This window comes from Chloroflexaceae bacterium (assembly GCA_025057155.1).
In the GTDB taxonomy this organism is placed as follows: domain Bacteria; phylum Chloroflexota; class Chloroflexia; order Chloroflexales; family Chloroflexaceae; genus JACAEO01.
This window is the reverse complement of the sequence record JANWYD010000003.1, coordinates 162120-182759: the sequence shown is the minus strand read 5'-3', so window position 1 is coordinate 182759 and position 20640 is coordinate 162120. Positions and strand designations below refer to the sequence as shown.

The 20640-nt window shown below is 65.9% G+C and carries 23 protein-coding genes; 15 read left to right on the top strand and 8 right to left on the bottom strand.

The window, feature by feature from the left end:
- Positions 1-4 precede the first annotated feature (4 nt).
- Both NZU74_03440 and NZU74_03435 read left to right on the top strand, forming a co-directional pair.
- Positions 5-610, top strand: coding sequence for a hypothetical protein (locus NZU74_03440; protein ID MCS6880364.1), 606 nt, complete (start codon positions 5-7; stop codon positions 608-610).
- Positions 607-1095: a hypothetical protein gene (locus NZU74_03435; GenBank protein ID MCS6880363.1), complete on the top strand. Its 489-nt coding sequence runs from the start codon at positions 607-609 to the stop codon at positions 1093-1095. The genes NZU74_03440 and NZU74_03435 overlap by 4 nt, the downstream gene beginning before the upstream one ends.
- Before the next feature lie 71 nt (positions 1096-1166).
- Here NZU74_03435 and NZU74_03430 read toward each other — a convergent pair whose 3' ends face one another.
- Positions 1167-2309 carry an acyl-CoA dehydrogenase gene (locus tag NZU74_03430; GenBank protein MCS6880362.1) on the bottom strand — a complete coding sequence of 381 codons (1143 nt, stop codon included), beginning with the start codon at positions 2307-2309 and terminating at the stop codon, positions 1167-1169.
- Positions 2310-2776: 467 nt separating this feature from the next.
- On the opposite strand from NZU74_03430, the gene NZU74_03425 reads away from it, so the two are divergent.
- The 10 genes from NZU74_03425 (at position 2777) to NZU74_03380 (ending at position 11771) form a co-directional block, all read left to right on the top strand.
- Positions 2777-3022, top strand: a complete 246-nt coding sequence (locus NZU74_03425) for a hypothetical protein (protein ID MCS6880361.1) — start codon at positions 2777-2779, stop codon at positions 3020-3022.
- 342 nt (positions 3023-3364) lie between these two features.
- Positions 3365-4477, top strand: a complete 1113-nt coding sequence (locus tag NZU74_03420) for a zinc ABC transporter substrate-binding protein (GenBank protein ID MCS6880360.1) — start codon at positions 3365-3367, stop codon at positions 4475-4477.
- Positions 4431-5216, top strand: a complete 786-nt coding sequence (locus NZU74_03415) for a metal ABC transporter ATP-binding protein (protein MCS6880359.1) — start codon at positions 4431-4433, stop codon at positions 5214-5216. Before NZU74_03420 ends, NZU74_03415 begins: the two co-directional genes overlap by 47 nt.
- 82 nt (positions 5217-5298) lie before the next feature.
- Complete coding sequence (locus NZU74_03410; protein MCS6880358.1) at positions 5299-6189, top strand: metal ABC transporter permease; 891 nt, start codon at positions 5299-5301, stop codon at positions 6187-6189.
- Positions 6190-6321: 132 nt separating this feature from the next.
- Complete coding sequence (locus tag NZU74_03405; protein ID MCS6880357.1) at positions 6322-7425, top strand: metal ABC transporter permease; 1104 nt, start codon at positions 6322-6324, stop codon at positions 7423-7425.
- A gap of 12 nt (positions 7426-7437) precedes the next feature.
- Positions 7438-7683, top strand: a complete 246-nt coding sequence (locus NZU74_03400; protein ID MCS6880356.1) for a hypothetical protein — start codon at positions 7438-7440, stop codon at positions 7681-7683.
- 391 nt (positions 7684-8074) lie between these two features.
- Positions 8075-9097: a DUF368 domain-containing protein gene (locus tag NZU74_03395; GenBank protein MCS6880355.1), complete on the top strand. Its 1023-nt coding sequence runs from the start codon at positions 8075-8077 to the stop codon at positions 9095-9097.
- A 95-nt stretch (positions 9098-9192) separates the two neighbouring features.
- Positions 9193-10290, top strand: a complete 1098-nt coding sequence (locus NZU74_03390) for a zinc ribbon domain-containing protein (GenBank protein ID MCS6880354.1) — start codon at positions 9193-9195, stop codon at positions 10288-10290.
- Positions 10291-10365: 75 nt separating this feature from the next.
- The gene (locus NZU74_03385) at positions 10366-10926 is read left to right on the top strand and encodes a TlpA family protein disulfide reductase (GenBank protein ID MCS6880353.1); all 561 of its coding nucleotides are present in this window, start codon (positions 10366-10368) and stop codon (positions 10924-10926) included.
- Positions 10923-11771 (top strand): DUF2085 domain-containing protein, encoded by an 849-nt coding sequence (locus tag NZU74_03380; protein MCS6880352.1) that lies wholly within the window; start codon positions 10923-10925, stop codon positions 11769-11771. Before NZU74_03385 ends, NZU74_03380 begins: the two co-directional genes overlap by 4 nt.
- 56 nt (positions 11772-11827) lie before the next feature.
- Here NZU74_03380 and NZU74_03375 read toward each other — a convergent pair whose 3' ends face one another.
- The 3 genes from NZU74_03375 to NZU74_03365 form a co-directional block, all read right to left on the bottom strand.
- Positions 11828-12268, bottom strand: coding sequence for an Rrf2 family transcriptional regulator (locus NZU74_03375; GenBank protein MCS6880351.1), 441 nt, complete (start codon positions 12266-12268; stop codon positions 11828-11830).
- A gap of 243 nt (positions 12269-12511) precedes the next feature.
- On the bottom strand, positions 12512-13936 hold the full coding sequence (locus NZU74_03370) for a VWA domain-containing protein (GenBank protein ID MCS6880350.1): 1425 nt from the start codon (positions 13934-13936) through the stop codon (positions 12512-12514).
- Positions 13937-13957: 21 nt separating this feature from the next.
- On the bottom strand, positions 13958-14929 hold the full coding sequence (locus NZU74_03365; GenBank protein ID MCS6880349.1) for a MoxR family ATPase: 972 nt from the start codon (positions 14927-14929) through the stop codon (positions 13958-13960).
- 354 nt (positions 14930-15283) lie between these two features.
- Between NZU74_03365 and NZU74_03360 the strand changes: the two genes are divergently transcribed.
- The 3 genes from NZU74_03360 (at position 15284) to NZU74_03350 (ending at position 17597) form a co-directional block, all read left to right on the top strand.
- Positions 15284-15940 (top strand): HAD family hydrolase, encoded by a 657-nt coding sequence (locus NZU74_03360; GenBank protein ID MCS6880348.1) that lies wholly within the window; start codon positions 15284-15286, stop codon positions 15938-15940.
- Between the two features lie 83 nt (positions 15941-16023).
- On the top strand, positions 16024-16563 hold the full coding sequence (locus NZU74_03355) for an NUDIX domain-containing protein (protein ID MCS6880347.1): 540 nt from the start codon (positions 16024-16026) through the stop codon (positions 16561-16563).
- Entirely contained in the window at positions 16509-17597 is a 1089-nt protein-coding gene (locus NZU74_03350) for an ABC transporter ATP-binding protein (protein MCS6880346.1), read from the top strand. The genes NZU74_03355 and NZU74_03350 overlap by 55 nt, the downstream gene beginning before the upstream one ends.
- 126 nt (positions 17598-17723) lie before the next feature.
- On the opposite strand, the gene NZU74_03345 is transcribed toward NZU74_03350, so the two are convergent.
- Genes NZU74_03345 through NZU74_03330 form a run of 4 tightly spaced genes read right to left on the bottom strand, consistent with a single transcriptional unit; the run spans position 17724 to position 20604 of the window.
- Complete coding sequence (locus NZU74_03345; GenBank protein MCS6880345.1) at positions 17724-17939, bottom strand: hypothetical protein; 216 nt, start codon at positions 17937-17939, stop codon at positions 17724-17726.
- A gap of 45 nt (positions 17940-17984) precedes the next feature.
- Positions 17985-18761 (bottom strand): MBL fold metallo-hydrolase, encoded by a 777-nt coding sequence (locus tag NZU74_03340; protein MCS6880344.1) that lies wholly within the window; start codon positions 18759-18761, stop codon positions 17985-17987.
- Positions 18758-19807: an ABC transporter ATP-binding protein gene (locus tag NZU74_03335; GenBank protein ID MCS6880343.1), complete on the bottom strand. Its 1050-nt coding sequence runs from the start codon at positions 19805-19807 to the stop codon at positions 18758-18760. The genes NZU74_03340 and NZU74_03335 overlap by 4 nt, the downstream gene beginning before the upstream one ends.
- Positions 19804-20604 carry an ABC transporter permease subunit gene (locus NZU74_03330; protein MCS6880342.1) on the bottom strand — a complete coding sequence of 267 codons (801 nt, stop codon included), beginning with the start codon at positions 20602-20604 and terminating at the stop codon, positions 19804-19806. The genes NZU74_03335 and NZU74_03330 overlap by 4 nt, the downstream gene beginning before the upstream one ends.
- Between the last annotated feature and the right edge of the window lie 36 nt (positions 20605-20640).

Here is a 20640-nt window from a genome sequence, read left to right as displayed (position 1 = left end):
GCGAATGAGCGACCTGGCGCGCAACGAGCCGATCTACACCCTGCGCATGCGGCCCAAGGACATCGGCGTGGCCCTGGCGGCGCTGCTCTTCCTCCTTGGCGGCTGGCTGCTGATGACCAGCGTCATTACTCGCACCCGCGCCTTCCAGGACGAGGCGACGCCGCTGCGCTTCGAGTATCCGGCCGACTGGATCGCCGTCGAGTCGCTCCAGGACGTCGTGCTGCGCGTGGTTGACCCGGCCACACCCTCGGCGGTCAAAACATCCATGACGGTCGAGAGCCGCCCCCTCGACCCGGCCAATCCGCCCACCTTGCAGACCCTGCTCGACCGGCGGGTGGAGCAACGGCAGGCGCTCACCGGTTACCATTTCCTCAACGAGGCTGAGACCGAGGTCGGCGGGGCGCGGGCGATTGTGACCGAGTTTGCCTACGTCGTGCAGCCGATTGACGAGCCGCGGCGCGCCTCGTTGCCGGTGGTGGTGCGCGCCCGCGAGTACATCATCGTTACTGCTGATCAGTCATATTATGTCACCTTCAGCGCGCCGGATCAGGTCTTCGACCGACAGAGCTGGCGCTTTGAGCGGGTGATCGCAAGCATGGTGGTGCAATGAGCGACGAGACTGAGGAACCAGCCGTCCCTGCCGAGAGCATCAAACTGGGCGGCGCGCTGGCAGGGGGCCATGACACGCGCCTGAGCGAGTCGCAGACGTCCGAAGGCGCCGGGGCGGGGGCCGACGACCGGCTGCGGCTACCTCGCAACGGCCTGATCGCCTATCGCAAGAGCGGCGGTCTGCGCTTCACCTCGCGGGGCATTATCGTCTACCGCAACGGCCGGGTGCTGCCGCTGGAGGGCGCGCAGGGAAACCCGCGACGCCTGTCAGCAGCGGAAGTGGCCCGGCTGGAGCGCCTGATCCTGCGCAGCGAACTGACCCGCGCGCCGCGGGACCAGCGCAGCGCCACGCGCGACGGCTACGGCTATGAGATAGTGACCCGCATCGGCAACCGGGAATGGGCCGTCGAATTGAGCGATCCCGTCCCCACGGCCCAGGCGCGCCTGGTGCGGGCGCTAAACGCATTATTGCCGGCGCCGGCGTGAGGGAGGAGAAACCACCTTTCTCCACCCCTTCCAGATGAGTCACCCCCAATCCACAATCCAAAATCCAAAACCTAGTGCCTGGTGATCTCCCGGCTGATCACCAGGCGCTGGATCTCGCTGGTGCCCTCGTAGATCTCCGTAATCTTGGCATCACGGAAGTAGCGCTCCACGGGGTACTCCTTGGAGTAGCCATTGGAGCCGTGAAGCTGGATGGCCTTGGTAGCCGTCCACATCGCCGTTTCCGAGGCGAAGAGCTTGGCCATCGAAGCGTCCTTCACGAAGTCAAGGCCCTGATCCTTGCGCCAGGCGGCCTCGTAGGTGAGCAGGCGGGCGGCCTTGATGCGAGTGGCCATATCGGCGAGGGTGAAGCCGACGGCCTGGAACTCGTGGATGGGGCGGCCAAACTGCTCGCGGATGCGGGTGTAGTTGAGCGCGGCCTCGTAGGCCCCCTGAGCGATGCCCACGGCCTGGGCGGCGATCCCGATGCGCCCGGCGTTGAGAATGGTCATGGCGATCTTGAAACCCTGGCCCTCCTCCCCCAGACGGCGCCAGGCCGGCAGCCGGTAGTTGTCGTAGGCCATCTGGCAGCTATGGGCGCTGCGGATGCCTAGCTTGTTCTCCACTTTGACGATGCTGCAACCAGGAGCGTGGGTGTCAACCAGGAAGGCGGTGATCCCCCGGTGGCCCTTGCTCGGGTCGGTCATCGCCATCAGAATGATCGTATCGGCGTGATCACCGTTGGTGACCCAGTTTTTCACCCCGTTGATCACATACGAATCGCCATCGCGCACGGCAGTGGTTTTCTGCGCAGCGGCATCGGAGCCGGCGCCAGGCTCGGAGAGCGAAAAGGCGCCCAGCATGCGCCCCGAGGCCAGGGGAACCAGCAACTCGCGCTTCTGCTCCTCGGTGCCGAACTTCTCCAGACCGTAGCACACCAGCGAGTTATTGACCGAGGCGATCACGCCCAGGGAGGCGTCAACCCGGCTCAGTTCCTCGATCACGATCGCGTAGGAGACGTAGTCAAGACCGGCGCCGCCGTACTCCTCCGAGACGGCCACGCCAAGCAGCCCCAACTCGCCCATCTTCTTGACCAGGTCGGTTGGCCAGATCGCCTCCTCATCGCGCTGCGCGACCGTCGGCGCGGCCTCTTTTTCAACGAACTGCCGCACCGTGTCGCGCAGCATCTGCTGGTTGTCAGTGAGCTGGAAGTGCATGGTTCCCTCCTCTACGCCATCGTAGGCCGCACGTATCATACAGGCCCTAACCATTCTACGTTGAAGGCTCACACTGAGCAAATCCGGCTACGGGCGGTGGGGTTCGCTTCGACCGAACACGTTCGCACTGCAGCGCGCGCGAAGGGACGCAAACGGCTTCAAAAGGCCCATCCGCTGTGAGCTCTGCCAGTATGCTGAACCCTGTCTACGGCCCACGGGCGGGCGCCTGTTCAGGCTGCCACCGAGCGCGTAGCGGATGGGCGTCCGGAAACCCGGCGCGTCTCCGCCCTGCCCCGCCGATTTTTGTACGAAATATACAAATTAAAAGCCTTCAATCTTGTTGATTTCATACAAAACATCCGCTATACTAGGGATGCACAGCGGCGGTACCACCGCCCCCCGGCATCGGCGACGGGGCCGACAACGGGAGTCATAGAAGAAGCGCCATACCCTGAGGAGGAACTACAATGCGCAACGGCAATCTCGAAAACATCACGGTTGAGCAGGTCATTCAGCAGATCCCCGAGGCTCGCAGCTTCCTGCGCGAGGCGCGTATTGATAGGACCAGCATGCTCACGCTGCGCGAGGCAGCCGCCGCCGTTTCGGTGGAGAGCGACGAACTGCTGGCTCAGATCGAGGATCGCCTGCGCCGCGCCGCCCGCCGCGCCCCGGCCCGCGTCGCGGAGGCCGAGGGCGAACTGGCGCTCGCCTGACGGCGCATAATGCCGGGCTACGTCTGCCGCGCCTTCCCGAAGCTCGTCTGAACTCCGGTCCGATTTCCGCTTCTGACCCCTGCCGATATGGCAGGGGTCAGCGCATTTCCTCTCCACCGGGCAGGAGCGGGAGACATCGGGTTGTACCTGTTCCTGACCGAATCCCTGTTGAACACTGCGCATGCGCATCATCGCCGGGTCTCATCGGTGGGCCATATCTCGCCATCTAACATCCACAATCCGCAATCTGCAATCGCAGTTCCCCCGCCCTCTTGACAAGGGACCGGCGGCATGCTATTTTAGGCAAGGCTAAATCTAAAGTCGCTCGTCCAAAGAACTTTTTTGAGTGGGGACAGCATGGGCGCCTGTCTGCGAGGACTGGTGTGGCTGAGCATCCTGGCGCTGGTGGCGCCGATCCTCAGCGCCTGCACCGGCGCCCGGGTCGTTGCCGAGGAGGGAGGGCGGAAACTGCGCGTCGTCGCCACCACCGGGCAGATCGGTGATGCCGTGCGCGCCATCGCCGCCGATGCGGTCGAACTCCGCGTGCTCCTCGGTCCGGGCATTGACCCGCACACCTACGTGGCCACCGAGAGCGACATCCGCGCCTTCCAGCGCGCCGAGGCGATTTTCTACAACGGCCTGCATCTGGAGGCGCAACTGGAGCGGTTCTTGCGCCAGCTCGGCCAGCGGGGCGCCGCCACGGTGGTGGCGGTTGCCGAAACGCTCCCCGCCGACAGGCTCCTGGCCTGGGAAGGTGAAACGGGCAAGACTTATGATCCCCATGTCTGGCACGACGTCCAGCTCTGGCGGGATGCCGTCCAGGCCATCCGCGACGCATTGATCGCCGCCGACCCCGCGAATGCCGAACGCTACAATGCAAATGCGGCTGCATATGTGGCGCAACTCGACGAACTCGACGCCTATATCCGCAGCCAGGTTGCGCGCATCCCGCCCGAGCGGCGCATCCTCGTCACCGCGCACGATGCCTTCGGCTATTTTGGGCGGGCCTATGGCTTCGAGGTTGAGGCGATCCAGGGCATCAGCACCGCCACCGAAGCCAGCACTGCCGATATTCAGGCCCTGACCAGCCTGGTTCTGGAGCGTAACGTGCCGGCGATCTTCGTGGAAACCACGATTGCCCCGCGCACTATCGAGGCCGTGCGCGCAGCCGTGCGCGCCGCGGGCCGCGAAGTGCTCCTGGGAGGCGAACTCTACTCCGACGCCCTTGGCGCCCCGGATACGCCCGCCGGGACGTACCTCGGCATGATGCGCCACAACATTGATACCATCGTCGCCGCGCTGGGCGGGCAGGGCGCGCAGCGCCCTGCCCCAACCGGTCTTTCCGGGAGATCTGTACGCTTCTCAGCTCTTCTCGGCGCTGAAATACAATCAGAACAAGGAGTTCCAGATGCCGCCTGCCCTCGAAATCACCGATCTGACCGTCGCGTATCGTGATCGGCCTGTGCTCTGGGATGTCGATCTGCTCGTGCCCGCTGGCGTGCTGATGGCCATCGTCGGCCCGAACGGCGCCGGCAAAACCACGCTGATCAAGGCGGCCCTGGGGCTGGTGCGCCCCGCCGCCGGGCAGACGTTGATCTTCGGGCGGCCCTACGCCGAGCAGCGGCGCCTGGTGGCCTATGTGCCCCAGCGCGGCAGTGTGGACTGGGATTTTCCCACCACTGTGCTCGATGTGGTGATGATGGGCCGCTACGGCAGCCTGGGCTGGTTCCGCCGCCCCGGCGCCCGCGAGCGCGAGCAGGCCCTCGCCGCCCTCGACAAGGTGCGCATGGCCGAGTTCGCCCACCGCCAGATCAGCCAGCTCTCCGGCGGCCAGCAGCAGCGCGTCTTCCTGGCCCGCGCCCTGGTGCAGGACGCGCAGATCTACATGATGGACGAGCCGTTCCAGGGCGTTGACGCCGTGACCGAACGGGCCATCATCGCCCTGCTGCGCGACCTGCGCTCCCGCGGGCGCACGGTTATCGTCGTGCATCACGATCTGCAAACCGTGCCGGAGTATTTCGACTGGGTCACGCTGATCAATGTGCGACGCATCGCCAGCGGCCCGGTGCAGGAGGTTTTCACCGAGGCCAACCTGCGAGCCACCTATGGCGGGCGAATCGCCTTCCCCGGGCCGGTGGGCGCAAACCGGCTCTCCGAGGTCACGGGACAATCCCTCTCTACGGCAACGGATTAAGATCATTTTGGATTTTGGATTTTGGATTTTGGATTGCGGTCTCTTTGGGGAGACTGAAAGGTCCGCCCTGTTCGGCAAGGGTATGGAACTCCTGACGGCTCTCTTCACCGACTACACCCTGCGCACCGTCGCCCTGGGCGCGGCGTTGCTGGGCGTGGTAAGCGGCGTGCTTGGCTGCTTCGCCGTGCTGCGCCGCCAGGCCCTCCTGGGTGACGCAATGTCGCACGCGGCCCTGCCCGGCATCGCCCTGGCGTTCTGGCTCACCGGCCAGCGCGACTCGCTGGTGCTGCTTATTGGCGCGACGGTTGCCGCCTGGGTGGCCGCGCTGCTGATCCTGGGCATCACGCGGGCCAGCCGGATCAAGGAAGATAGCGCCCTGGCGATGACCCTGGCGGTCTTCTTCGGGTTAGGGCTGGTGCTGTTGTCGGCGCTGCAGAAACACCCCAACGCGGCCCAGGCCGGGCTGAAGACCTTTCTGTTCGGGCAGGCGGCTGCTCTGGTGGAAGAGGATCTGCGGGTGATGGCCCTGCTGGGCGTCCCGGCGCTGCTGTGCGTGGCCCTGCTCTGGAAGCAGTTCAAGCTGCTCAGCTTTGACCCGGAGTACGCCGCCAGCCTGGGGATGCCGACCGGCTTCCTGAGCGTCTTGCTGACCACCCTGATGGTGCTGGCCATCGCCATTGGCCTGCAGGCGGTGGGAGTGGTGCTGATGAGCGCCATGCTGGTGGCGCCGGCGGCGGCGGCCCGCCAGTGGACCAATCGCCTCAGCGCGATGGTGCTGCTCGCGGCGGCTTTCGGCGCCGGGGCGGGAGTGGTCGGAGCGGTGATCAGCGCCACTGCGCGCGGCATCTCAACCGGCCCCGCAGTGGTTCTCTGCCTGACGGCGATCACCCTGGTCTCGCTGCTCATGGCCCCGGAACGGGGCCTGCTATGGTCAGCCTGGCGGCGCCGGCAACTGATCGCGCCGGTGGAATAGGAGCAGCGCACCGAGAGGGTCAGGGGCGCGGAGAAACCCGGTTTCACCGCCTTCCAACCACTCCGGGGCGTGACGCCCGGAGAGGCCGGGCGCAATCCGAAGGTTGGGCCATCAATAGCCTGGTTCATCAGTATGTCTCCGGAACTTGAAGTGCAGCTCATCGCCGTTATCGTGGCCACGGCCTGCGCCCTGCCGGGGGCGTTTCTGGTGCTGCGGCGCATGGCGATGTTGAGCGACGCGATCAGCCACACGGTGCTGCTGGGCATCGTGCTGGCCTACTTCATCAGCGGCACGCTCGGCTCCCCGCTGCTGTTTGTTGGCGCGGCAGCGATGGGGGTGATCACCGTCGCCCTGGTTGAACTGGTGGGCGGCAGCGGCCTGGTGCGCGAAGACGCGGCGATCGGCATCGTCTTTCCGGCCCTGTTCAGCATCGCGGTGATCCTTATCTCGCGCTACGCCGGGAACGTCCACCTCGATGTGGACAGCGTTCTGCTGGGCGAACTGATCTTCGCGCCGTTCGACCGGGTGATGTTGTGGGGACTGGATGTACCGCGCGCGCTGCTGATCGGGACAAGCACCCTGGCGATCAACCTGGCGCTGATCGGTCTGTTCTACAAGGAATTGAAGCTAACCAGCTTTGACCCCGGCCTGGCGGCGGCGCTGGGCTTCGCGCCCACGCTGGTCCACTACGGGCTGATGACTATGGTCTCGGTGACGGCAGTGGGAGCGTTCGACGCCGTGGGGTCAATCCTGGTCATCGCTTTGATGGTCGCCCCCCCCGCGGCCGCCTACCTGCTCACCGACCGGCTGCCGGTGATGCTGCTGCTGAGCGTGTTGATCGGCGCAGCGAGCGCCATCGCAGGCTACCGGGTCGCCCACTGGCTGGATGTCTCGGTAGGGGGAGCGATGGCGACGATGACCGGGGTGGCCTTCGGGCTGGCCCTGCTGTTCGCCCCCGGACGCGGGCTGGTAGCGGGCGCAGCGCGGCGCCAACGACAGCGGTGGGAATTCGCGCAGCAGATGCTCACGTTGCACCTGTTGAACCATGAGGGCGCCGCCGAGGCCAGCGAGGAGTGCAGCCTGCGCCATCTGAGCAGCGACCTGCGCTGGCGCGCTGATTTCGCCGAGGAGGTGGTGCGCCGCGCCGAGCGCGGCGGCCTGGTGCGCCGCGCGGGACCGGCGCTTACCCTCACCGAGCGCGGTCGCCAGATGGCGCGCGAGGCGAGTCTGCGATGAGCCTCAGGGCCGATGCCGATATCTCCGGGGCAAGCCCCCGACCCGCTGCCAGACAGACGTCGTATCAATCCCGCGATAAGCCCGCCAGCGCCTGGCCTTCGTGCTATACTGCTCTACCTGGCCTGCGGAGTACGCGACGTGCTGGTCGTAGACCCGCGCACCGGTCTGGTCTACCACGACGCGCCAGACCGGCCCCGTCGCACCCTCGCCGCTCCGATCACGATTGACCTGGCCTGCGGATGTCGCCTGACTATCTGACATAAACCTGACAGGGAACCGCAACTGGCATCGCTGTCCTTCCCCCTCTTCCAGGCCAGCCCCGCCGGGTTCGCGCAGCGGGTGGAACTGGTCCAGAACATCCGGACGGGCATCGGGTCACCAGTTAGCATTCCTGGTCGTCGCCCTCACCATCTGTCCGGCGCGAACGACGTCATTCCGGCAGCGCGCCGGTGACAGGCGCCGCGCTTCCCGGCGACAGCCATGGCCGGACGAGCTGATCGCCCGCCTGCGCTGCGAGCGCAACGCCCGGCCCGTCCTGACGATTTTCTCACCCATCATCAATTGACGCCGTAATACGGCTGGGGTATACTCGCCGGTGGCGTCCTGGCGTGGGGCGCATGTTTATTTGCCTACACACGGAGCATAGCGCATGGCAGCACCGGAGACCGAATCGCGATCCTTTTCGCCGCTGCGCCTATTTTTTACTGGTTTCGCGATGGGCATCGCCGACCTGATCCCCGGCGTGTCGGGCGGCACAATGGCGTTTATCCTGGGCATTTATGAGCGCCTGCTGGCGGCAATCAAGGCGTTCAACCTGAAGCTGCTGCGGCTGATCGGGCAGTTCCGCTGGCGCGAGGCGCTGGCCCAGATTCCCTGGGGCTTTCTTATCCCCCTGGGGCTGGGGATCGGCGTAGCGGTGCTCTCGATGGCGCGTCTTATGCGCTACCTGCTCGAGAACCAGCCGGTGTACCTTTTTTCATTCTTCTTCGGCCTGATTCTGGCCTCGATCATCGCCGTGGGCGCAACGGTGCGCTGGCGCCCCTCGTCGGCAGCGGCGCTGCTGATCGGCTCGGTGGGGGCCTATTTCCTCGTGGGCCTGGTGCCACTGACTATGCCCCACGACCCGATCACGCTCTTCTTCAGCGGCGCTGTGGCGATTATGGCGATGATTCTGCCCGGGATCTCCGGTTCGTTTATCCTGCTGATCCTGGGCCAGTACGCCTACGTGCTCGACGCGGTCTCCGATCTGAACCTGCTGGCGATCATCCCGGTGGCCCTGGGCGCCGTGGTGGGGCTGCTGGGCTTCGTGCGGCTGCTGAGCTGGCTGCTTCGGGATTACCATAATGTCACCGTGGCGGTGCTGATGGGCTTCATGGTCGGCTCGCTGCGCAAGATCTGGCCCTGGAAAGAAGTGCTGGAAACCACCCTCGACCGCCATGGCGAGGTAATCCCGCTGCGTGAGCGCAACGTGCTCCCCGATGTCGCAACGCCGGAGTTCTGGCTGGCCCTGGCGATTGCCCTGGCGGGCTTTGTGCTGCTGAGCGTGATTGACCATCTACAGACTGGCAGCAATCCCATCTTGAGCTGGACGGGCCGGGGCCGGCGCGTGACGAGCCCGGTGGTGCGCGACGAGGGCGCGGCGGGGGAGCCGGGTTCGGCCGCGTCCTCGTGACCGGTCCGTGGAGGCGTGGAGGTGTGGAGGTGTAAAGCTGTAAAATGATCCGAGAACATCTCCACACCTCCACATCTCCACAAGAGGTGAGCCGTATGCCCCCGGCGCACGCGACCACCTGCCCTCAATGCGGCGAGGACCTTCCGCCGGGCGCGCCGCGCTTCTGTATTCACTGTGGCGCGCAACTGCTCCCCCACGCCCCCGATCCTGATCCGCTGGCGCCTCTCCTGCCGGCCACCACCGGCGCCACGGTAAAGCTGGCCAATGCCGGTGTGCCGCAGGAAGTGATCGGCGGCACGGTGCGGCTGCCGGTCTCAGGAGCGACGCCGCCCGGGCTGTGGGAGCGCGACGAGCCGCCTGGCCCCGCCGATGTGGTGGCCATCTACCCGCCGCTGCGGGCCGTGCGCGGCGGCTGGAGCGGGCTGGTCGGGCGAGGCTGGGAGGCCGTCGGTCGCACTGGCACGGGCAACGACGTAACCTATCACTTCCGCGCGCCGGTGCGCTGGTTTCCCGCGCCGGGGCGCGGCGGCGGTTACACCCTGCTGGTGGAGGTGGTCGCCGACTCAAGCGCGATGTACGGGCGCCAGCGGCGCGGCTTTCGCTTCGGGCTGCGCCGTGATGGGCCGATGCGCGTAGCCTATGCCGCCTGGTTCGACGCCCACGGCGTCCCCCTGCCCGAGCAGCCGTTGCCGCAGATCCAGATCATGGCCCCGCCGCGGATTCCCCGCGTGTCCGACCTTGACGACACGCCCCTGGAGCTCGATGCGCGCTCGGCGGCCGAATGGGCCGCCGGGTCGCAGGCGCGTGGCGCCTATCGTCTCTACCGCGACACGCTGATGCAGGAGCATACCCCCGTCGGACGGGGGATCACCCTGGCGCCGTTGCGCGAGGGGCGCGAAGGCGGACGACCGTGGTGGCATCGCTTGCTGCCTGGTGTCGCGCCCCAACGCTTCCGCGTGCGCCTGGAACGCCCCTTCATCTGTGACCTGGAAGAGTGGCCCCTGCGCCTGGAAGCCATTCGCGCCGAGGCGCGCGGTCTGGGCCTTGACCTCGACCCGGCGCAGGCTGCCGAATGGTGGCTGGACCGTCACGGATATGATGGGGTCGTGTTTACCGGAGCCCATAAACGGTACCACGTGTCGCAGGTGGTGATCGTCTTCCGCCGCGGCCAGTTGGCGCGGATTGTGGATTGAGCCGTCCCGGCGGGCGGCCGTCGTCAGGTAGAGCCGTCCCGGCGGGACGGCTCTACGCCGGGTTATAATAAAGGCATGAACCGTTTAATCGTCATCGTGCTTATCGCCGCGACCCTGGCGGCCTGTGGCCGGCAACCCGCCGCCACCGCGCCGGCCGTGCCACCGCCGGGCGGCGTGGTGATCGCCACCGAGAGCCGGTTGCTTGACCGGGGCCACGGCGCTCCCGCGAGCGGGGACCCGGCGCCCGATTTCAGCTACACGCTCCCCGATGGAGCGACGGTGCGCCTCAGCGACCTTCGCGGCACGCCGGTCGTACTCAACTTCTGGGCCACCTGGTGCCTGCCCTGCGTGGAAGAGATGCCTATCCTGCAGGCAGCCTACGAAGCCGCTGAAGGGGACCTGGCGGTGCTGGCGGTAAACCGCAATGAATTGCCGGCGGCCATTGCCCGTTTTACAGCAACGACGCCTGTCACCTTTCCGCTCATCGCGAACATCGGTGGTGACATCGGCGACCGCTACGCGGTCACCAGCCTGCCGATCACATATTTTATCCATCGCGACGGCACGATCAGCGCCCGGCACATCGGGGCGCTGAACGAGCGCGCGCTTGCGGAACAGATCAAGGCCATCCAATGACGTCTCCTTCTTCCGATTGGCAGCGCATCGGCGAGCGTCATAGCGCCGATGCGCGCATCGAGGCGCGTAGCGAACGGCCCTGGCGCTGGTTCCTCGGCGCGCTCGTCGCCGTGCTCCTGGCGGCGCTGTTCTTCTGGCCCGGCGCGCCCCTGGAATGGAAGATGTATGCTGTAGTTCACGGCGTCTGCGCTCAGCAACACAATATCTTCCTCGGCGATCTACAGTTTCCCCTCTGCGCCCGCAACAGCGGCATCTACCTGAGTTTTATGCTCACCATGCTTTATATCTACTCCATAGGCCGCGGACGCGCCGGGGGCCTGCCGCCCTGGTCCATTGTGGCGACCCTGCTGCTCTTCGTGGCGATTATGGCTGTGGACGGCTTCAATTCGCTGTTTGTGGACCTGGGACGGCCGCACCTCTACCCGCCGGACAATTTTCTGCGCACGCTGACCGGGATGGGCATGGGCATCTTCATCGCCGTGCTGCTGCACATCATCCTGGTAAAGACCCTGCGCAGGGACGTGGATGACCAGCAGCCAGTGCTGCGGAACTGGTGGGAACTGGGGGGCATCATCGCCGTCAATCTGCTGGCCCTGGCGGCCATCTACGGCAATCTGCAGGTGATGTTCTGGCCGCTGGCCTTCCTGGCCTTCTTCGGCATCACCGGCGTGCTCTACCTGATGGCCCTGTTATTGACCAGTCTGGTAATGGGCTATGAAGGCTCGGTAACTGACCTGCGGCAGCTCGCCCGTCCGGGGGTGGTAGCGATTGTTCCCACGCTGCTCATGCTGGGGAGCATGTCGTGGCTGCGCTTCTGGCTGGAGGGGTTGGGGCTGGGGTTGTGATGCAATAGCCGGGTGCAACCCGGAGGATTGCACCCCAGGCATAGTCTGCTTCCACCTCAGATGTAATACATCACCGAACCGGCCCGTTGCCGTTTCCGCTGGCAGAGGTCATCGAGAGTGGTGCGGCTCAGGAGGGCCTCGATCTCCGCCCGGAGTTCGCTCCAGACCTCGTCAATCAGGTCGTGATCCTCGGGGACGCCGGGGACCAGATCCTCGCGCGTGCCGTCGCCGGGGAGCAACGGCCCTTCCAGGGCGATGAGCACATCGCGCAGCGTGATCAGCTCAGGAGCGCGGGCGAGCATATGGCCGCCCTGCGGGCCGCGCAGGCTTTCGATCAGCCCCGCGCGGCGCATAGTGATCAGTAATTGATTAAGATAATTGATTGGAATACCCTGGCGTCTGGCGATGTCTTCACTCTGCACCGGCCCCTTGCCGTAGCGTTGGGCAAGGTCGAACAGAGCGCGCAGACCGTAATCGCCCTTGCTGGAGATGCGCATAGTGCAACCATAGTAGAGCAAATTGCTTAAGAATGCTTCTGTTATGGTACCATTCTGGCGTCGGAGTGTCAATGGGCGCCAGGAAGGCCGACGGAGCCGCTGTCAATCCGCCTCCAGGAGAGGATCTGGCGCGGCGTAGTCGCCTGATTCGGTCAGGAGTCCGGGGCAAGCCACAGAGACTCTGCGGCGGCCCTGGGAAGGCCGAAGCGCTGGCGCAGCCGATCCCTGGCGGCCAGAGCGGCCTCAACGCACGAAGAGGCGGTCAATGGCATCGGCCAACTGGCGCAGATTGGTGACCTCGTGCAGCGCGTCGCACATCGGCGCATAGCGATAGATGTCGCTGCTCAGCGAGCCGGGGTCATAGACCCCCCACTTCCAGCGCTCCTCGGTCGCGAACCAGACCACCCGCCGCGCCCGGCGGCTGATCTGCTCGAAAGCCTCCAGGTTCGGGTCGTTCTCATTATTGCGCGCGTCTCCCAGGACGATCACCGTGGTGCGATGATCAACCGCGCTTAGATGGTCGCGTACAAACTGGCCGAGGGCGTTGCCCAGGTCGGTGCTGTAGCTGCGGGTGGGGCGGATCTCGCGCATCACCCGCTCGATGGCCTCCTCAGGCCGGGACTCGGCGAAGTACATGGTCATATCATAGAGCCGGTCAATAAAGGCGAACGAGCGGGTGCGGCTGAGCTGGTCGTGCAACGAGTAGATCATCAGCAGCATGAAGGTCATCACATGCTGCGTGGAGACGCTCCGGTCGCAGAAAACCACCAGCTTTGGCTTCAGATGACGTTTGCGATGCCTGACGATCATGGGCACGCCGCCGAAGCGCTGGTTAGTGCGGATGGTGTTTTTGGCATCGAGGGTGCCCATCTTGCCGCGCCGCTGGCGCAGGGCGAGACGGGTGCGCAGACGGGCGGCCAGGCGATTGACGATCTTGCGCATATCGGCTAGATCGCACTCGTCGAGGCGCTCAAAGGGACGGTCGAGCAATTCGGCCTCGGAGCGCTGGCGGGGGCGAACGCGCCCCTCGCCGCGGGCCATGTCGGCCATTTCACGGGCCACCTCCTGGCCGATCTGCTCGGCGAGGGCCTGCTGGTTCTCGCGAGCGGCCTGCTCGATGGCCCGCAGGGTCTCCTCGGCCATGCCCTCCTGTCGCAACCGCTCAAGCAGGTCGCGCAGGGCCTGTTCGAGCCGGTTGAACTGCAACTCGCGCAGGGCCTGGCGGGTCATCCACTCGCGGTAGCGCTGGTTGCTCATCATCGGCGGCCCTGCCTGGCCGAGCATGGCCCGCAGCTCCTGCCCGGACACCGGCTCGCCCGTGAGCATCGAGCGGAACAGACTGGCAAGATGTTGAGGGCTGAGCTGGGCGAGCATCTGCTGGAGCTGGCGCAGCAACTGCTCACGCTGCTCATCGGAGAGCTGGCCCCCGCCGGCCGGTTGCAGCGGAGGCGGAGCTTCTCTGCCAAAGTAGAGGGGGAACAACTCCTGATACGTGCCAAAGTCCTTCGCGTCCTTGATCAGACTGGTCTGGAGGGCCAGGCGAAAATGGTCGCGGTTGGTAATGCCCGCCTGCTCGACGGCGCGCATCGCGTCGGCGGACTCGGCCAGGCTGATCCGCACCCCGGCAGCGCGCAGGGCGGCGATAAACTCAGTGATGCGACGATCCATGCTCACTCCGATCGGGCGATATCAATTCGTCCACTCGCCGCCCCGATAGCCGCCCCGGGGCCGGTCAGGCCGGTCGGGGCGCTCGGGCCGGTCGGGGCCGCCCTGGAGGGCGCGGCGGGCGCGGCGAATATCGCTCTCGTACTTCAGCAGCACGTTGAGGGTCGTGTCGAGGGTGGCCTTGTCGAGCTGGTGGCTGTTCAGTTCCACCAGCGCCCTGGCCCAGTCGAGCGTTTCACTGACGCTGGGGTGCTTCTTCAGATCCATCTCGCGGAGCCGCTGCACCAGCTCCACCGCCTGCCGCGCCAGGCGCGGCGCCAGGCCGGGCACCTTGAGCTGCACGACGCGGAGTTCGCTTTCCAGGTCGGGGTAATCAATATGGATATAGAGGCAGCGGCGCTTGAGGGCCTCGCTCAATTCGCGGGTGTTGTTAGAGGTCAGCAGCACCGTGGGCATATGCCGGGCCTTGATGGTGCCCAGTTCGGGCACGGAGACCTGGAAATCGCTGAGCACCTCCAGCAGAAAGGCCTCAAACTCGGCATCGGCCCGGTCAATCTCATCAATCAGCAGGACCACCGGGCGCTCGCTGGTCAGCGCCCGGAGCAGGGGGCGCGGCAGCAGAAAGCGTTCGGAGAAGAAGACATCCTCCTCGCCGGCCAGCCGGTCGGCGGCTTCGCGCAGCGTCCTGGCGTCGCCGAGCAGATCGCTCAACTTCTCCCGGAGCAACTGGGTATAGAGCAACTGCTTGGCATACTCCCACTCGTAGAGCGCCTTGGTCTCATCAAGGCCCTCGTAGCATTGCAGGCGGATCAACTCGCGGCCGGTCGCGCCGGCCCAACTCTTGGCCAGTTCGGTCTTGCCAACCCCGGCCGGCCCTTCGGCGAGCAGCGGTTTGCCGAGTTTGTCGGCCAGGAACATGGCGGTGGCGATCTCGTCGGAGGCAATATACTGCTGAGTGGCCAGCAGGTCGCGCACGTCGCTGATGGAAGAGAGCATGCCGTTGGATGCCTTTCTGTCGAAGTGGCGCCGGCGCCTGATGCGAGCGCGGGAGGATGGGGGAGGGGTTACGCTCTCAGGACCACGCTGTTGCACGCCGGTGTTTTGCGGCGCAGCCGCGTAAGCATCTGACGCAGATAACAGGGAGATATATATTTCAGTATACCATGATGCCGCCTGCCGCGCCGGGATTGTGACCCGGAAAATCGAGTGGTATAGTGAGACACGGCGCGCGTCGCGCCCGGCGACCCCTTACGAAGAGATACATCTGGTATAGCCCGCAAAGGCGGGCTTTGCATCGGCAGCCCGCAGCCTATATCGAACAGCGGCAATCCAACACCCAGAATCCACACCATGACCTTTTCCCGCTACCGCGCTGTCCTGTTCGATCTGGACGGCACGTTGACCGACCCCTACGAGGGCATCACGCGCACCTTTGTGTATGCGCTGGAGCGCCTGGGCGTCAACCCGCCCGATGATGCGACCCTGCGCTCATGGATCGGGCCGCCGCTGCACGAGAGCTTTCGCGCCTACCTTGGCGACGAAGAACTGGCCATGCGCGGCGTGCATGCGTATCGCGAACGCTACGGCGCGATCGGGATGTACGAGAACCGGGTCTACCCCGGCATTCCCGAACTCCTGCGCGACCTGCGGGCGGAGGGGCGCCGCCTCTTTCTGGCCACCTCCAAGCTGCACAGCATGGCCGAGGCGATCCTCGACCACTTCGGCCTGACGAGCTATTTCGACGCCTCTTTCGGGGCCTCGCCCGACGCCACTCTCAGCGCCAAGGCCGACATTATCGCCGCGGCGCTCGACCGCATGCGGCCCGAGGAGCGTGACGCCTGCGTGATGGTGGGCGATACGGTGTATGATGTGGCCGGCGCGCGGGCCAATGGCATCGCCTGCATTGCCGTGACCTATGGCTACGGCGCCCGCGAGGCGCTTGAAGCCGCCGAACCCGACGCGCTGGCCCATAGTGTCGGTGAGTTGCGCACGCTGTTGGGATTATAGATTTTGGATTTGGGATTTGGGATTTGGGATTTTCGATTTGCTATAATCCAAAATCTAAAATCCAAAATCCAAAATCCAAACCAATGCCTCTCCCAACGATCGAAGACTATCCCGAACGCTACCGCTTCCGCTTCTGTCCGCGCTGCGCTACCCCCCTGGAGGTGGCGCAGCTATTCGAGATGCGCCGGCAGCGCTGCCCGGCGTGCGGCTGGACGCACTACCCGCTGCCGAATATCGCCTCGACAGTAGTTATTTTTCACCAGGGCGGGGTGGTGCTGGTGCAGCGCGACATCGAGCCTGACCGGGGGATCTGGCACCTGCCGATCGGCCACGTTGAGTACGGTGAAGATCCCGCCGACGCGGCCATTCGCGAAGGCGAAGAGGAGACCGGCCTGCGTCTCGGCGCGCTGCGCTTTCTCACCTACACCCACGGCCCCTCGTATGGCGATCCGCGCATGTTCTACATCGTCTTCAGCTTCGCTGCCGATTCTGTCGGCGGCGCGTTAACCGGCAGTCACGAAGGACGCCATACCCGCGTGGTGCCCTTCGACGAACTGCCGCCGCTCAAATGGACCAGCCAGCAGGCCGCCATCAACGCGCTCCGCGCGAGTCGGGAGCGTTGACCTTTCTCGCCCTCGAGCGGATTTGCAAAACCTACGGTGACGCGCCGGTGCTGCGCGATGTAAGCCTTGAGGCGCCGGCGGGCGCGATTGTGGCGCTGCTTGGCCCCTCGGGGGGTGGCAAGACGACCCTGCTGCGCATCGTGGCGGGGCTGGAACCGGCGGATAGCGGAACAGTGCGCGTGGCGGGCGAGCCGGTTGACGGCGTGCCGCCGCACCGGCGGGGTTTCGGGCTGATGTTCCAGGATTATGCCCTCTTCCCGCACCTCGATGTGGCCGGCAACGTGGCCTTCGGGCTGCGCGACCTGGGGCGGGCGGAACGCGAGCGCCGCGTGGCCGACCTGCTCGACCTGGTGGGCCTGCGGGGCTACGGCGCGCGGCGGGTCTACGAGCTGTCGGGCGGAGAACGGCAGCGTGTGGCCCTGGCGCGCGCCCTGGCCCCGCGCCCGCGTCTGCTGATGCTCGACGAACCCCTGGCAGCCCTCGACCGCACCCTGCGCGAGCGCCTGCAGGACGATCTATGGCACATCCTCCGCGCGGTGGGGGTGACAACCCTGTATGTCACTCACGACCAGGAGGAGGCTTTTGCCCTGGCCGACGCGGTAGCGCTGCTCAACGCCGGGCGGGTTGAGCAGTTCGGCGCGCCAGAGGTAATATACCGGCAACCAGCAAGCGTGTGGGCCGCCCAGTTCCTCGGCTTGAGCAACATCCTCAGAGGAACCTTAGGCGCCGACGGGCGGGTGGAGACGCCTCTTGGGCCGCTGGCATGCCGCGCGGCAGCGGGCCTGCGTGCAGGCCAGACCGTGGCTGTGGTCATCTACCCCGACGCTGCGCGGGCAAGCGGCGATGGTAAGGGCGATTGGATCACGGGGACCGTTGGCGAGACGCAGTTCCGGGGCCGGTTCTACCGGGTCGAACTGCACTGCGCCGCAGGGCCGCGGTTGACATTTGAACTGCAAGCGCCGCCGGGCGTGCCGGGCGCGCCGGTGGCCTTGCGGCTGGCGCCGGAGGGCGTCTACGCGCTCCCCGCGAGGTGAGCCGGCGCACTGAGGGGCGCGCTGCATCTGTAGGCGCACGACCCCGGACAGACTCCGCGGCCAATCGTATCTTCTGCGGTGAATGCCAGAAACCCGTAATTTACGCTTCCGAGCGCAGCGCCGCGCTCACGACGCTGGTACAGGAGTTTTGAAGGCCAGCAACACGACGCCAAGCTCCTGCTCCAGCGCTTTGAGCCGCTGAAGCTGATCTTCGCTCAGGTGGGCGAAGGGGCTGTCAGTCTTGTAGGCCACAATCACGCTGCCAAGCTCCTGCTCCAGGTTCCGCAGACGTTCGAGGCTGTTCTCGTCCAGGTCGGCGGGCCGCACGGTGGGGGGAAGCATAGGAGGCGCTCCTTCCTGATAGAACATAACGCTACTATGCTACCATTATACTTCCAATGGCGCCCGCAATCCCGGCGTAACGACCGTAATCGCCCCGGCATAGCGCCGTGCGGCGGCCTGATACGTCTCGTCCGCATCCGCCGGGGCGGCCAGATGGGTGAGCAGCAAGCGTCCAGCGGCGGCGCGTTGGGCGAGTTCTCCGGCCTGGGCCGCGGTCATATGCCCGTGGCGCTCCAGGTCGCGCCCGGCGTCGGTGGGGTACGTCGCCTCGGCGAGCAGAACGGCGGCCCGGTCCATATGCTCGATCAGCGTCTCCGTCAGGGCCGTGTCAGCGGTATAGGCCAGACCCAGCTCAGGGAAGCGCATGGCGAGGGTAGGCACGGGATGGCAGGCCGCGCAGGTCTCGACCAGCACTCCCGCGGCGACAAAGGTGTCACCCGGCGTGACCGGATAGAACGCAAAGCTATGACGCAGGGGGCGGGTGAGCGCCGGCAGGCTTGGTATTCCAAACAGGCGATCAAGGCCATCGAGGATCGCAGCAAGGTCGGGCGGGCCAAACAGCGGCAGCGCAGAGTGCGGTTCAGGGAAGCAACGCTGGTAGGCGAGGGCCAGTAGATCGCCGCAGTGGTCGGCATGGCGATGGCTCACGATCACTGCGTCGAGGATGGGAGGAGGGTCCAGGCTGGCCAGGGTCAGGGCCACGCCAGGGCCACAGTCTACCAGAATGGTCGCGTGGTTGCTCTGAATGAGATAGCCCGACGCTGCCGCGCCGTTTGCCGGAGCGCCGGCGCGGCAGCCCAGGATGGTGAGGGTTGCGCTCATGTGCCAACAATCGTCGCCCGCATTGCCGGGCTCACGCCCACAGTGCCGACCGACCCGATAGGCGCGGGCTGATCGGCTACGCAGCGCAGCCGTAGCCCTCCTGGCAGGTCAACCAGCAAGAGATAGCCGCCCCCAACATACTCGACTCCGGCCACGGTTGCGCGGGCGCCTGGCCGGCCCCATTGCAGGTCAGCCGGGCGCAGGGCAATGGCAACCTGCGTTTCGTGTCCATCAAGGCGCTGCTCCGGCGCCTCCACCTGAAGTCCCGGCGCGATCTCCAGACGCGCAGCTCCAACGCGCCGGGCTTCGACGACCGTGGCTGCGCCAAGGAAGCGGGCGACAAAGGCGCTACGGGGGCGTTCCCATAGCTCACGCGGCGTTCCGAACTGCATAAGCTCCCCGGCATGCAGCACGGCGATACGGTCTGCCACGGCCAGGGCCTCGCTCTGATCATGCGTCACGAAGAGGGTTGTGACTCCGCTCGCCCGGATCAATTCGACGAGGCGACCGCGCAGTTCATGGCGGAGTTGCAGGTCGAGTGCGGCGAGCGGCTCGTCGAGAAGGAGGACGCGCGGGCGCACCGCCAGCGCGCGAGCAATGGCCACGCGCTGACGCTGGCCGCCCGACAGCGAGCGCACCGGTCGCTCAGCCAGTTCGGAGAGCTGGCAGAAGGCGAGCAACGCCGCCACCCGCTCGCGCTGCTCGGCGCGGCTACAACCCTGCATCCGCGGGCCGAAGGCAATGTTCTCAGCCACGCTCAGGTGCTCGAAAAGGGCATAGCTCTGCGGCACCCAGCCCACCTGGCGACGCTCGGGGGGCACGCCCGCAACATCAACATCGTCAAGCCGGATGCGACCGCTAGCGGGACGCAACAGCCCCGCCACCAGACGGAGCAAGGTTGACTTGCCGCAGCCTGAGGGACCTACCAGTACCACCAGTTCTCCAGGTTCCACCGCCAGCGAGACATCCCGGATCGTCGGCGCTTTGCCGTAGGCGAAAGACAGCCCTTCCAGCACCAGCGGAGCGGGCTTGGTCTGTACGCTCATACCTGTCCCACCCGTGCGCGTCCCAACCGCTCGATGGCAATCGTTGCCGGCATGACCAGCGCCAGAAACCAGACCGTGGCCGCGGCCGCGATCTCTAGCCGTCCGGTGATATAGGCGGCGTAAAGGTCAATTGGCAGCGTTTTAGCGGTTGGTGTGAAGAGAAAAAACGACACATTGAATTCGCCAAGCGACAGGGTGACGACGATGATCACCGCGGCCAGCACGGCCGGGCGCACCGCGGGCAAGGTCACCCGGGCGAACTGTTGCAGGCGATTGGCCCCCAGGGTGGCGGCGACCGCCTCACGCTCCTGCAACTCAGGCTGAGCCAGCGCGGGCGCGAGGGTCCCGATGAAGAAGGGAAGGGTGTAGAGCACATGCCCGGCAACCAGCAGCCAGCCCCCGGCGCGCCATGTGGGATAGGCCAGAATCAGGGCAAGGGCGAGAGCAATGCCGGGAACGGCCAGGGGCAGGTTAATCAGGGCCAGGAGCGCTCCCCGGCCCGGAAAGGCCGTGCGCGCGATGACCCAGGCCGCCGGCAGGCCGAGCAGGGTGTCAAGGACGAGGGTCAGCAGCGCCAGGCGCAGGCTGTAACTGGCGTAAGGACCGACGCTTGACCAGCTCTCGGCCAGCCAGCGCAGGGTGAAGCCGCCGGCCCAGGGTCCCTGCTGCCAGGCGGGTGTCGTTGCTACGGCGAGCAGCACCGGGATGGGCAGCAAGCAGATGGCCGCGGCGCTCAGCGCAAAGGCGCCGCCAATGCGCACCACCGGGTCGGCTGGTAGATGTGGTCTTCTAGACATAGCCGCTGGCACCTTCTACATTCAAAAGGCCAGGAC